The organism is Streptomyces sp. NPDC018026 (assembly GCF_044327745.1).
GTDB classification, from domain to species: domain Bacteria; phylum Actinomycetota; class Actinomycetes; order Streptomycetales; family Streptomycetaceae; genus Streptomyces; species Streptomyces rubrogriseus.
The window spans coordinates 1-12,595 of record NZ_JBIRFY010000007.1 but is presented as its reverse complement, the minus strand read 5'-3'; the positions used below and the strand labels follow the sequence as shown (position 1 = coordinate 12,595).

At 72.7% G+C, this 12,595-nt stretch carries 9 protein-coding genes and 1 rRNA gene; 6 read left to right on the top strand and 4 right to left on the bottom strand.

The features are described 5' to 3' along the window. The first annotated feature begins 37 nt into the window (after nucleotides 1-37). Nucleotides 38-643, top strand: coding sequence for a GTP-binding protein (locus ACH4D3_RS22080; protein WP_398324401.1), 606 nt, complete (start codon nucleotides 38-40; stop codon nucleotides 641-643). A 242-nt stretch (nucleotides 644-885) separates the two neighbouring features. On the opposite strand, the gene ACH4D3_RS22075 is transcribed toward ACH4D3_RS22080, so the two are convergent. Continuing rightward, complete coding sequence (locus ACH4D3_RS22075) at nucleotides 886-2,511, bottom strand: GGDEF domain-containing protein (protein ID WP_398324399.1); 1,626 nt, start codon at nucleotides 2,509-2,511, stop codon at nucleotides 886-888. Nucleotides 2,512-2,660: 149 nt separating this feature from the next. Between ACH4D3_RS22075 and ACH4D3_RS22070 the strand changes: the two genes are divergently transcribed. Together ACH4D3_RS22070 and ACH4D3_RS22065 are read left to right on the top strand one after the other, a co-directional pair. After that, nucleotides 2,661-3,485: a M15 family metallopeptidase gene (locus tag ACH4D3_RS22070; RefSeq protein WP_398324396.1), complete on the top strand. Its 825-nt coding sequence runs from the start codon at nucleotides 2,661-2,663 to the stop codon at nucleotides 3,483-3,485. A gap of 47 nt (nucleotides 3,486-3,532) precedes the next feature. Beyond that, on the top strand, nucleotides 3,533-4,069 hold the full coding sequence (locus ACH4D3_RS22065) for an NUDIX domain-containing protein (protein WP_398324393.1): 537 nt from the start codon (nucleotides 3,533-3,535) through the stop codon (nucleotides 4,067-4,069). On the opposite strand, the gene ACH4D3_RS22060 is transcribed toward ACH4D3_RS22065, so the two are convergent. Further along, on the bottom strand, nucleotides 4,060-6,456 hold the full coding sequence (locus ACH4D3_RS22060) for a glycoside hydrolase family 31 protein (protein ID WP_398324391.1): 2,397 nt from the start codon (nucleotides 6,454-6,456) through the stop codon (nucleotides 4,060-4,062). The genes ACH4D3_RS22065 and ACH4D3_RS22060 overlap by 10 nt on opposite strands. Before the next feature lie 213 nt (nucleotides 6,457-6,669). On the opposite strand from ACH4D3_RS22060, the gene ACH4D3_RS22055 reads away from it, so the two are divergent. Both ACH4D3_RS22055 and ACH4D3_RS22050 read left to right on the top strand, forming a co-directional pair. Continuing rightward, a complete protein-coding gene (locus tag ACH4D3_RS22055) occupies nucleotides 6,670-8,646 on the top strand; it encodes an acetoacetate--CoA ligase (RefSeq protein ID WP_398324388.1) in 1,977 nt (658 codons plus the stop codon). Between the two features lie 121 nt (nucleotides 8,647-8,767). Continuing rightward, complete coding sequence (locus ACH4D3_RS22050; protein WP_398324386.1) at nucleotides 8,768-9,670, top strand: hypothetical protein; 903 nt, start codon at nucleotides 8,768-8,770, stop codon at nucleotides 9,668-9,670. 72 nt (nucleotides 9,671-9,742) lie between these two features. Here the strand turns inward: ACH4D3_RS22050 and ptsP are convergent, their stop codons facing one another. Next, nucleotides 9,743-11,413 (bottom strand): phosphoenolpyruvate--protein phosphotransferase, encoded by a 1,671-nt coding sequence (gene ptsP / locus ACH4D3_RS22045; RefSeq protein WP_398325292.1) that lies wholly within the window; start codon nucleotides 11,411-11,413, stop codon nucleotides 9,743-9,745. Between the two features lie 86 nt (nucleotides 11,414-11,499). Beyond that, nucleotides 11,500-11,949 carry a PTS glucose transporter subunit IIA gene (locus tag ACH4D3_RS22040; RefSeq protein WP_398324384.1) on the bottom strand — a complete coding sequence of 150 codons (450 nt, stop codon included), beginning with the start codon at nucleotides 11,947-11,949 and terminating at the stop codon, nucleotides 11,500-11,502. Between the two features lie 553 nt (nucleotides 11,950-12,502). On the opposite strand from ACH4D3_RS22040, the gene ACH4D3_RS22035 reads away from it, so the two are divergent. Further along, nucleotides 12,503-12,595 (top strand): 16S ribosomal RNA (locus ACH4D3_RS22035); the annotation flags it as partial.

The window sequence follows — 12,595 nt, the reverse complement described above, 5'->3', positions numbered from 1 at the left end:
GCCCGTCGGGCGGCGGCAGGTTAAGGAGAAGAGACCGATGATCTTCGGGCGTTCCCAGCGCGGCAAGCCGCCGGTCGAGCCCGTCACGCTCAAGATCCTGGTGGCCGGCGGGTTCGGCGTGGGCAAGACCACCCTCGTCGGCGCGGTCAGCGAGATCAGGCCGCTGCGCACCGAGGAACTGCTCACCGAGGCCGGGCGGCCCGTCGACGACGTCAGCGGGGTGGAGGGCAAGCACACCACCACGGTGGCCATGGACTTCGGGCGGATCACGCTGCGCGAGGACCTGGTGCTGTATCTCTTCGGCACCCCCGGCCAGGAGCGGTTCTGGTTCATGTGGGACGAGCTGTCCGAGGGCGCGCTGGGCGCCGTCGTGCTGGCCGACACCCGGCGCCTGGAGGACTGCTTCGCCGCCATCGACTACTTCGAGCGGCGCTCCATCCCGTTCGTGGTCGGCGTCAACTGCTTCGAGGGATCGGCGCGCTACCCGGGCGAGACCGTCCGCCAGGCCCTCGACCTCGACGAGGACGTGCCCCTGATGATGTGCGACGCCCGGGACCGGGAGTCCGTCAAGGAGGTCCTCATCGGCGTCGTCCAGCACGCGATGGCCCAGGCGGCGGACCGCCGCCGGGCCGTCCCGACCTGAGGGCCCCGCCGTCGGCCCGCCCGCCTGCCGGCCGGGCAGCCGCACGTCGTCGCCGTCGTCCGTGCGGCCGGACCCTTCTCCACGGACCCGCGTACCACCGCCCCGCGTCGGCCGCGGCGGCCGCGGTCGCGCCGCGGCGTCTCCATGGCGGTCGTGAAGGCCGACCGGAATCGCGGAGGGACTGCGGAGGGACCGCGGCCCGGCCGCACGGTTCCCCGCGGAACGGCGGCTGCCCCACCCCGTCAGCCGGCCGGCGCCGTCGTCCGGTCCGTGCCGCGCCGGACCTCGTGGCCCGGCAGGTCCGCCCTGCCCAGCACCCAACTCGCCCCGCCCAACGCCTTCGCGGCCTTCTTCAGCGGCGCCAGACGGGCCGCCGCCCGCCGGTGGTCGGGCACGCTGCCCGGCGCGCACAGGACGGTCGCCAGGGACAGCGTGACGGGCCGCCCGCCGGCCGACCACGACACGTCCAGTACGGCGGCGGCCAGCGGTTCCAGCCCCTCCGGGTCGCTGAGCACCAGGAAGTCGTCACCGCCGATGTGCCCCACGCGGGTCTCCCCGGCGGCCGTGCGCAGCAGCGTCCGCCCGACCGACCGGATCAGCTCGTCGCCCGCGGCGAACCCGGCCCCGTCGTTGACCTGCTTGAAGTGGTCCACGTCGAGCCAGCTCAGCGCGAACGCCCGCCCGGCCGCGATCCGCCGGTCCACCTCGTCCGTGATCGCCTGCGAACCGGGCAGCCGCGTCAGCGGATTGAGTCCGGCCGCCTCCTCCACCCGGCTCTCCGCCAGCGCCCGCACCAGGTCCGAGAGCCGTACGACGCCCACACACCGCCCGCGCGCGTCCACCACGGCCACGTCGTCCGACGTACGGCTCGGACCACCGACGGCCACCACGTCCAGCACCTCCCACGCCGTCGCGTCGACGCCCACCGTCCGCGGCGGGTCGCCGAGCTTGGCGGCGGGCCGGTCGGCGTACAGGGCGTGCCCGTAGCGCCCCGACATCGACAGCAGGAAACGGGAGCGGTGCACCGAGCGCACGGGAATCCCGTCCCGGTCCACGAGCAGCACCCCGGACACCTCCGGCGAGCCGGTCAGCAGCGCCCGCACCCGCCCCGCCGAGGCCGTCGCCGGCAACAGCGCGGCCGGGCGCACGAACTGCCGCACCGACGGCCCCGGCCGAGGCGTCGGCACGAGGCCGGGGGAGCCGGGCGGAACGTACACGTCCGCCGCGGGCAGCCGCGCGGGCGGCGCGAACAGCTCGCCCTGCGCCAACTGCGCTCCAGCCGACCGCGCCACGGCGCACTGCGCCTCCGTCTCCACGCCCTCGACGGCCAGCAGCGCCCCCGACTCGTCGCACAGCACCCGCATCGCCCGCACGGCCGCAGGCCGCGCCAGCAGCGACGCGTCGAGCTTCACCAGCTCCGGCGCCAGGTCCGCCAGCAGCCGCAACGGCGCGTCCCCGTCACCGACCCCGTCCGCCGAGATCCGGAACCCCTGCCCGCGCAAGACGCCCACCGCGTCGAGCAGGGCCCGCCGCGGCACATGCGTGTACGGCGGGCACACGTCCAGCGTCACCTCCCACGGCAGCCGCCCCGCCTCGCGCACGGCGTCGTGCAGGGGCCGGAGACCACCGAGGTCGGCGAGCGTGCCCGCGAACACGTTGACGTGCAGCGGCAGCAGCGTCTCCCGGCGCACCGCCGCACGCAGCGCCGACACCGCCAGCAGGCCGTCGAGTTCGGGATCGCGCCGCGCCTCGGCCAGCACGTCGCCGCTCTCCGGCCGGGCCAGTATCTCCAGCGCCGCGACCCCGCCGGTCATCAGGTTGACCACCGGTTGGAAGGCGAAGCGGAGAGTGTCCGTCCAGGAGCGCACGGGAGCAGGATGGCGCGGCAGGCTCCCGATCGGGCCCGGTTCACGCGACGTTCACGCAGGATTCCGGTGCGCTCACGCAGTGTGTGCCCGGCGAGTCGCGGTGCCGCCCACTTCCCTCCCGGAGCCCCGGCCTGATAAATGCAGGGGACATGACACGACTCTCCGCCGCGCTCCGCGGTCTGGCCACCACCTTCGCCGCCCTGCTCGCCGTCACCGCCGTCCCCGCCGCGTCCGCCCCCGCCACCGCGCAGGCACGGCACGAGCCGAGGGCCCCCGAGGACTTCGTGGCCCTGCGCGGCGTCGACCCGACGATCATCGAGGAGATGCGCTACGTCACCGCGCACAACTTCGTCGGGGAGCGCGTCGACGGCTACCGGCAGCCCCTGTGCATCCTCACCCGCCCCGCGGCCGAAGCCCTCCACCTCGCCCAGACCCGGCTGCTGCGGCAGGGCTACTCCCTCAAGGTGTACGACTGCTACCGGCCCCAGCGCGCCGTCGACCACTTCGTGCGCTGGGCCGAAGACCTCGACGACCAGGACATGAAGGCCGAGTTCTACCCGGACGTCGACAAGACCCGCCTCTTCGCCGACGGCTACATCGCCGAGAAGTCCGGCCACAGCCGCGGCTCCACCGTGGACCTCACCCTCGTACGGCTCCCGGCCGAGCCCACCCGCCCGTACCACCCCGGACAGCCCCTGGTGCCCTGCTTCGCCCCCGAGGACGAGCGCTTCCCCGACAACTCCGTCGACATGGGCACCGGATACGACTGCTTCGACACCCGCTCGCACACCCTCGACCCCCGCATCGAGGGCGTCCAGCGCGCCAACCGGCTGCTGCTCAAGGACACCCTGGAGGAGGTCGGCCTGGTGAACCTCCCCGAGGAGTGGTGGCACTTCACCTACAAGCCCGAGGCCTACCCGGACACCTACTTCGACTTCCCGGTCTCCGCGAAGTCGCTCTCCGGCCGCCGCTGACCGTCCTGCCGGAGCCGTCCCCTCCGTCATCGGATACAGTCCGCCGCGTGTCCGAAACTGAAACCTCCGTTCCCAACTCCGCGCTCGGTTCCCACTGTTCGAGCTGCGGATCGCCCTACGGAGAGGGCGTCTCCGGCTGGCCCCGCACCTGTCCCGGGTGCGGCACCGTGGCCTACCGCAACCCGCTGCCGGTCGCGGTGGCCCTCCAGCCCGTGTACGACACGCAGGGCACCGCCCTGGTCGTCATCACCCGCACCGTGACCCCCGCGCGCGGGGGCGTCGCCCTGCCCGGCGGCTACGTCGACGACGGGGAGGACTGGCGGCAGGCCGTCGTCCGCGAGCTCAAGGAGGAGACCGGCATCGACGCGGCGAGCCGCGACGTACGGCTCGCCGACGCCATGAGCTCGCCCGACGGCCACCTGCTGCTCTTCGGGCTGCTGCCCGAGCGGCCGGCCGAGGGCCTGCCGCCCTCCGCCGCCACGGACGAGACCGAGGGATGGCACCTCCTGCGCAGGTCGGAAGAGCTCGCCTTCCCGCTCCACACCAGGGCCGTACGCGCCTTCTTCGAGGGCCGCTACATCTGAGCCGGGCGCTCCGCGAGCCCACGGACGCGGACCGGGCAGGACGGCTCGCTCAGACCGTCCTCGCCCTCCCGCTCCACGACGACCCGCCGCCCCTCCCAGCGGGACACGTACCGTTCGATCTCCGGCTCCACCCAGCCGTCGCCCGCGTCCGGCACGACCAGCCCACCGCCGGTCCGCCCCCGCGCGGGCGCCCACACCTCGAGCTCCGGCCCGCCGTCCGCCCCCCGCACCGGAATCACCGCTCCCGCGCGCGCGAACACCGGGATCCGCCCCGAAGGCGCGTCGACCAGCACCTGCGCCGGGCCTTCGTACGCCCGCTCCGTCGCCACGTCGTACCAGCGGCCCCGCGGCAACCGCACCGCACGCCGGTCCGTCCCCGCACCGAGCACCGGGGCCACCAGCAGACAGTCGCCCAGCAGAAACGCGTCCTCGCAGTCCCGCAGCATCCGGTCCTCCGGCGTCGACCACCACAGGGGACGCGCACAGGGAGCACCCGTACGCCGGGCCAGGTGCGCCAGCGTCACGAAGTACGGCAGCAGCCGCCGCCGTTCGACGAGCGCCACGCGCGCGTGCTCCAGCACCTCGGTCCCGAACTCCCACGGCTCCCGGTGCCCGGCCCGCGGCCCGGCGTGGGTGCGCAACAGCGGCAGGTACGCGGCCAGCTGCAACCACCGCAGATACAGCTCAGGGGACGGATCCCCCTCGGAGCCGCCCACATCCGGCCCCGAGAACGGCACCCCGCACAGTCCGAGCCCCAGCACCTGTGCCAGCGACGCCCGCAACCCCGGCCACCCCGAGGCCGTTGCCCCGGACCAGGCGCCGCCGTAGCGCTGCAGGCCGGCCCACCCGGAACGGGAGAGGACGAACGGCCGCTCGTCGGGCGCCAGCGCCCGCAGCCCCTCGTAACCGGCGCGCGCCATGCACAGCGCGTAGACGTTGTGCGCCTCCCTGTGGTCGCCGCCCCGGCCCTCCAGCGCATGCCGCGCCGACCGCGGCAGCGTCGACTCCCCGAAGGCGGTGAACGAAGTGGGCTCGTCCAGGTCGTGCCAGAACCCGGTGAACCCCTGCCCGAGCCGCTCCTCGTAGAGCCCGCCCCACCACTCGCGCGCAGGCGCGCCCGTGAAGTCCGGGAAGACCACGTCCCCCGGACGCCCCACGCCCCGGACGACCGACCCGGCCGCATCCCGCACGAACACGTCTTCGCGGCCACCGCCGTCGTACACGGGGTTGCCGGGCGCGGCCCGAACCGCCGGCTCCACCGCCGACACCAGCCGGACCCCCTCCCTGCGCAGCTCCTCGGCGAGTACGGGCAGCTTCGGGAACCGCTCCTCGTCGACGGTGAACACCTGACGGGCGGCGCCGTGTCCGATGCCCAGATGCACCGCGTCCAGCGGCAGCTCCCGCTCCTGGTGGCCGGCCACGACCCGCCTCAGATCCTGCTCGTCGCCCGAATCCCACAGCGCGTGATGATGACCGAGCGCCCACGCCGGCGGCAGCGCGGGCGCCCCGGTCAGCGACGCCCAGGCCAGCAGCACGCGCGCGGGGGTGCCCACCGTCACCCAGCACCGCAGCGGACCGCCGTCCATCCGCAGCACGCTCCGCCCCGGCCGGTCGTGCCCCGACCCGGCTCCCTCCTCACCCTCCCGCAACGCCACCGTGCCGTCCCACGTGCTGTCGTGGAAGACCAGGTGCGTCCCGGCGTCCGCCACCACCAACTGCACCGGCATCGTGACGGACGACGGAGACGACGCGGAGGACGCCTCCTCGGCGGCGGCGAAGGGCAGGCCGGGACCGGTGTTCCACAGCCGGTACGTGCCCTCGCGCAGCCGGGGTCCCGCGGACCGCCCGCCGAGCCCGAAGAACCGGGCGTCGGCCGCCACCTCCGCCCGCTGCGTCCAGCGGGCGGGGCCGCCGCCGACCGGCTCCCACCACCGGGGCGGCAGCTCGCGGCGCAGGACCACACCCCCGGGCGTACGCACCTCCACCGCGCCGTGCCGGGACACGGCCACCGTGGCGCGCTCCGCCACCACCCGCCAACCACCGTCCTTGTCCGGCTCCAGCACCGCCCGCGGATCCGGCTCCGGACAGCGGCCCGCCAACGCGTACGAAGGCTCGGGAGCGGCCCCGTCCCACCCCCAGAACACCGCTCCGCTCACCGCCACGAGAACGCGCAGCTCCGAGCGGCCGAACCGGAGGACACCGCCCCCGGGCCCCGGCTCCACCTCCCGCAACGGACCCGGCACCCGCGCCCGCTCAGCACCCCGCGGCGGCAGCCCGGCCGCATCGGCACGCCGCCTGCGCCACGCCGCCCGTACCGTACGCAACCCCTGCGCCACCCCCACGGAACCGACCGTCTTCATCGAACGCACCAGGTCACGACCGTCCATGCTGCTCACCCTGCCATCGACCGCCGCGCCCGGAGGCGTCGTTCAACTGCCGTTCACCCGTGACCGGACCACATCTTCATGTCACCGACTATGTGGGGCGCGCCCTGGTGCCGAAGTCGATCACATGGCATCGTCCCTGTCAGCCGCGTCACGCGCACACCCCAGCCCGTGCGCGGAGGACGCACACGACGCGCACAGTCCGGGAGCCGCCCCATGTCGACCGAGAACCCGCAGCCGCTCTGGCAGCCAGATGCGCAACGCATCGCCCAGGCACGCATCACCAGGTTCCAGGCCTGGGCCGCCGAGCACCACGGAGCCCCCGACGAGGGCGGATACGCCGCCCTGCACCGCTGGTCCGTCGACGAGCTGGACACCTTCTGGAAAGCCGTCACGGAGTGGTTCGACGTCCGCTTCTCCACCCCCTACGCGCGCGTGCTCGGCGACCGGACCATGCCCGGCGCCCAGTGGTTCCCCGGCGCCACGCTGAACTACGCCGAACACGCACTGCGCGCGGCCGGCACCCGCCCGGACGAACCCGCCCTCCTGTACGTCGACGAGACCCACGAACCGGCCCCCGTCACCTGGGCAGAGCTGCGCCGCCAGGTCGCCTCACTCGCCGCCGAACTGCGCACCCTCGGCGTACGCCCCGGCGACCGCGTCAGCGGATACCTCCCCAACATCCCGCAGGCCGTGGTCGCCCTCCTCGCCACGGCCGCCGTGGGCGGGGTCTGGACCTCCTGCGCGCCCGACTTCGGCGCACGCAGCGTCCTTGACCGATTCCAGCAGGTCGAACCCGTCGTCCTGTTCACCGTCGACGGCTACCGCTACGGCGGCAAGGAACACGACCGCCGCGACACCGTCGCCGAACTCCGCCGGGAACTGCCCACCCTCCGCGCGGTGGTCCACATCCCGCTCCTCGGCACCGAGGCCCCGGACGGCGCGCTGGACTGGGACACCCTCACGGCCGCGGACACCGAGCCCCGGTACGAGCAGGTGCCCTTCGACCACCCCCTGTGGGTGCTCTACTCCTCCGGCACCACCGGCCTGCCCAAGGCCATCGTCCAGTCCCAGGGCGGGATCCTCGTCGAACACCTCAAGCAACTCGGCCTGCACTGCGACCTCGGCCCCGGAGACCGCTTCTTCTGGTACACCTCGACCGGCTGGATGATGTGGAACTTCCTCGTCTCCGGCCTGCTCACCGGCACCACGATCGTCCTCTACGACGGCAGCCCCGGCTTCCCCGCCACCGACGCCCAGTGGCGCATCGCGGAACGCACCGGCGCCACCCTCTTCGGCACCTCCGCCGCCTACGTCATGGCCTGCCGCAAGGCCGACCTCCACCCGGCCCGCGACCTGGACCTCTCCGCGATCCAGTGCGTCGCCACCACCGGCTCCCCGCTCCCGCCCGACGGCTTCCGCTGGCTGCACGACGAGTTCGCCGCGAGCGGCGCCGACCTGTGGACCGCCTCCGTCAGCGGCGGCACCGACGTCTGCTCCTGCTTCGCGGGCGCCGTCCCCACCCTCCCGGTCCACATCGGCGAACTCCAGGCCCCCGGCCTCGGCACCGACCTCCAGTCCTGGGACCCGAGCGGCAACCCCCTCACCGACGAGGTCGGCGAACTGGTCGTCACCAACCCCATGCCCTCGATGCCGATCCGCTTCTGGAACGACCCCGACGGCAGCCGCTACCACGACAGCTACTTCGACACCTACCCCGGCGTCTGGCGGCACGGCGACTGGATCACCCTCACCTCCCGCGGCTCCGTCGTCATCCACGGCCGCTCCGACTCCACCCTCAACCGGCAGGGCGTCCGCATGGGCTCGGCCGACATCTACGAGGCCGTCGAGCGGCTCCCCGAGATCAGGGAATCCCTCGTCATCGGCATCGAACAGCCCGACGGCGGCTACTGGATGCCCCTCTTCGTCCACCTGGCCCCCGGCGCCGCCCTCGACGACGCCCTCCTCGACCGCATCAAGCGGACCATCCGCACCAACCTCTCCCCGCGCCACGTCCCCGACGAGGTCATCGAGGTGCCCGGCATCCCGCACACCCTGACCGGCAAACGCATCGAGGTCCCGGTCAAGCGCCTCCTCCAGGGCACCCCGCTCGACAAGGCCGTCAACCCCGGCTCCATCGACAACCTCGACCTGCTCCACTTCTACGAGGACCTCGCCCGCAAACGCTCCTGACCAGCACGCCGACGAGCCGCCCGCCCCGGGCGGCGGCCGGCTCCCCGCGCCCGCCCGGCCCCGTTGTCAGTGCCGCCGATTACTGTGAGTGAGCATTGATCGACCGTGCACAGGGGGAAAGATGGCGCACACCGACCAGACCGACCACACCATGCGACGCGTCCTGCGCCGCGAAATCGCGGGCACCATCGGCCTGCTCACCGACGAACACGACTTCCGCACCATGCGGCGCTACCGCAGCTTCACCTTCCACGACCACACCGCCTACCTGCGCCAGGTGGAATCCCTGCTCAGGGCCCGCGCGGCACAAGGCACCCACACCACGGTCGCGCTCTTCGACCCGGAGGAGTACGCGGACTTCTGCACGGCGGCGGGCCTCGACGCCGACGCCTCCGCCAGCCGCGCCCGGTTCACCGCCGAACTCGCCGCCCACGGCCCCACCGTGCCCTACGAGGGCCAGCCCCTCACCGACCTGCTCCCGGCCCTCGTCGACGAAGCCGTCCGCCAGGCCACCTGGGAGTACACGTCGACCCTCCTCGCCCGCCTCGGCAACTGCGCCACCTGCGGGGAGGACCTCGGCCGCGCCGCCTTCACCCGGGCCTCCGGCCTCCTGCGCCGCGTCCTCGAAACGGCACCACCGGGCAGCCGGCACCTGGTCTGCAGCGTCTCGGGCCATCCGGAGGAGACCCTCGTCTCCGTCCTCCTCGTCGACGAGGAGACCGACGGCACACCGCACATCGACGAGGCCGAGGCCCTGGAGTTCACCAGCGTCCTCGCACTCGGCCTGGCGACGCACAGCCCCGGCGGCCTCGTCATGCGCATCAGCACCCCGGGCGGCCCCGACCGCATCCACGGCTGGAGCCTGCGGGGATACGGCCTCGAACCCCTCACCGCCGCCCAGGTCTTCGACGCCTACTGCACCGACGTCGAGTCCGGCGACCTCATCTCCCCGGAATCCAACGTCGACTACTGCGCACCGCCCGACCTCGGAGACGACCGACTCCCACCGGGACACCACCACTGAACGCGGGCGGGGCGCCCCACCCGAAGGTGGAACGCCCCGCACCACAGCCCGAGCGGCAGACCGCACCCGGCCCTACTCGCCGGACAGCACCGCCTGCGCGGCGTTCCGCGCCTCCTCGGCGCTGTCCGCCGCCCGGGCGGCGGCCGCGGCACGCTCGCACTGCGCCAGCGTGAACTTCGCCAGCGTCGCCCGCACGTACGGCAGCGACGCCGCACCCATGGACAGGGAGGTGACACCGAGACCGGTCAGCACACACGCCAGCAGCGGATCCGCAGCGGCCTCGCCGCAGACACCGCAGCTCTTGCCCTCGGCCTTCGCAGCCTCGGCCGACAGCGCGACCAGGTCGAGCAGCGCCGGCTGCCACGGGTCCTGCAACCGCGACACCGCGCCCACCTGACGGTCGGCGGCGAAGGTGTACTGCGCCAGGTCGTTCGTCCCCAGCGACAGGAACTCCACCTCCTGCAGCACCGAGCGCGCCCGAAGCGCGGCCGACGGGATCTCCACCATCGCGCCGAACTTCGCCCGCAGCCCGGCCTCGCGGCAGGCGTCCGCGAACGCCCTGGCATCGGCCCGGTCCGCCACCATCGGTGCCATGACCTCGAGGTAGACCGGCAGACCCTCCGCCGCCTTCGCCAGCGCCGTCAGTTGCGTCCGCAGCACGTCCGGGTGGTCGAGCAGGGTACGCAGACCGCGCACGCCGAGCGCCGGGTTCGGCTCGTCGCCCGGGGTGAGGAAGTCCAGCGGCTTGTCAGCACCGGCGTCCAGCACCCGCACGACGACCCGGCCCTCCGGGAACGCCTCCAGCACCTGGCGGTAGGCGGTGACCTGCTTCTCCTCCGACGGCGCGTTCTCGCTGTCGTCGAGGAAGAGGAACTCGGTCCGGAACAGGCCGACACCCTCCGCGCCGGCCTCCAGCGCCGCGGGCACGTCGGCGGGACCACCGATGTTCGCCAGCAGCGGCACCTTGTGACCGTCCGAGGTCGCACCGGGACCCGTCGCGGCGGCCAGCGCGGCCTTGCGCTCGGCGGCCTCGGCCGCCAGCCGTGCCTTCTGCTCCGCAGGGGGATTCACGAAGATCTCACCGGTGCTGCCGTCCACCGCCACGACGGTGCCCTCGGGAATCTCGCCGGCTCCCGGCAGGGCCACCACGGCGGGCACACCGAGCGCCCGCGCGAGAATCGCGCTGTGACTGGTCGGTCCGCCCTCCTCGGTGACGAAGCCCAGCACCAGCGTCGGGTCGAGCAGCGCGGTGTCGGCAGGCGCCAGATCCCGCGCGATGAGGACGTACGGCTCGTCACTGTCCGGAACGCCCGGCATCGGAACCCCGAGCAGACGGGCGACGATACGATTCCGCACGTCGTCGAGGTCCGCCACGCGGCCGGCCAGGTACTCGCCGGCACCTGCCAGCAGGGCGCGGTAGGCGGCGAAGGCGTCGTACACGGCACGCTCGGCCGTGCTCCCGACGGTGATCCGCCGCTCGACGTCGGCCATCAGCTCGGGGTCCTGGGCCATCATGGCCTGCGCCTCGAGCACAGCCTGCGCCTCGCCCCCGGCCAGATTGCCGCGCGCCATCAGATCGGCCGCCACAGCTTCCACGGCCTTGCGGGCGCGCCCCTGCTCGCGTTCCGCGTCCTCGGCCGGAATCTGCTTCGCGGGCGGTTCCAGAACCGCCGTCCCCATGTGCCGAACCTCGCCGATCGCCACACCGTGGCTCACACCGACGCCTCGCAGCGTTGTCTCCATCTCACCCGTCCCGATAGTGCGGCGGGTCCCGCCGCCGCGGTGGTTGTCCTGCCAGCAGTCGATGCCGCCGAGCGACGGCACGGACGTCACTTCCAGAGGAAGAGACTCTCGCCGGCCTTCACGTCGCCGTCCTCACGCAGTTCGGTGAGCGCCTCGGCCGTGGCCTCCAGGGCCACGATCGGGCAGACCGGTGACTTGCCCGCGGCCTCGACCGCGGCCGGGTCCCAGCGCACCACGCCCTGACCCCGCACGACGGTGTCGCCCTTGTTGACGAGCAGCTCGAAGCCCTCGCCGTTGAGCTGCACGGTGTCGATGCCGAGATGGGTCAGCACGCCGTGCCCGCTCTCGTCGACGACGACGAAGGCGTGGGGGTGCAGGGAAACGATGACGCCGTCGACCGGAGCGACTGCCTCGGAGGGCTCCCGCACGGGGTCGATGGCGGTGCCCGGGCCGACCATGGCCCCGGAGAAGACGGGATCGGGCACGGCGGCCAGTCCGATGGCGCGTCCTGCGAGCGGGGACGAGACGGTGGTCATGGGAAGCCTCCCAGGGCGGGGATCTGTACGGGCCGTCACTGCCTTGTCCCGGACGGCACACTGAGCAGCAGGGTATGTCATAGGAAGTACCGGTTCCGCATGAGTGTTCCGATTAGAGGTCTAGACCACACTCCTCACGGATTTGCACCCGTTCCACGGCCCCGTGTACAGTTGTTACTCCTGCCTGGGTTGAGCGATGCGTAGCAAGGTGTCCTCGCCTCGGCAGCATCCAACTCATCAGATCCTATCGCTGGATCGCCTTCTGCATGCCCGCAGGACAGTGGTCAAGAGCATCGGGAAAGCCTGATAGTGTTGGAAACACCGAAGGGAAGCGCCCGGAGGAAAGCCCGAGAGAGTCTCTTGGGTGAGTACGAAGGAAGCGTCCGTTCCTTGAGAACTCAACAGCGTGCCAAAAGTCAACGCCAGATATGTTGATACCCCGACCTGATCGGATCTCTGATCGGGTTGAGGTTCCTTTGAAGTAACACACAGCGAGGACGCTGTGAACGGTCGGATTATTCCTCCGACTGTTCCGCTCCCGTGATGTAAAGCATTCACGGAGAGTTTGATCCTGGCTCAGGACGAACGCTGGCGGCGTGCTTAACACATGCAAGTCGAACGATGAACCACTTCGGTGGGGATTAGT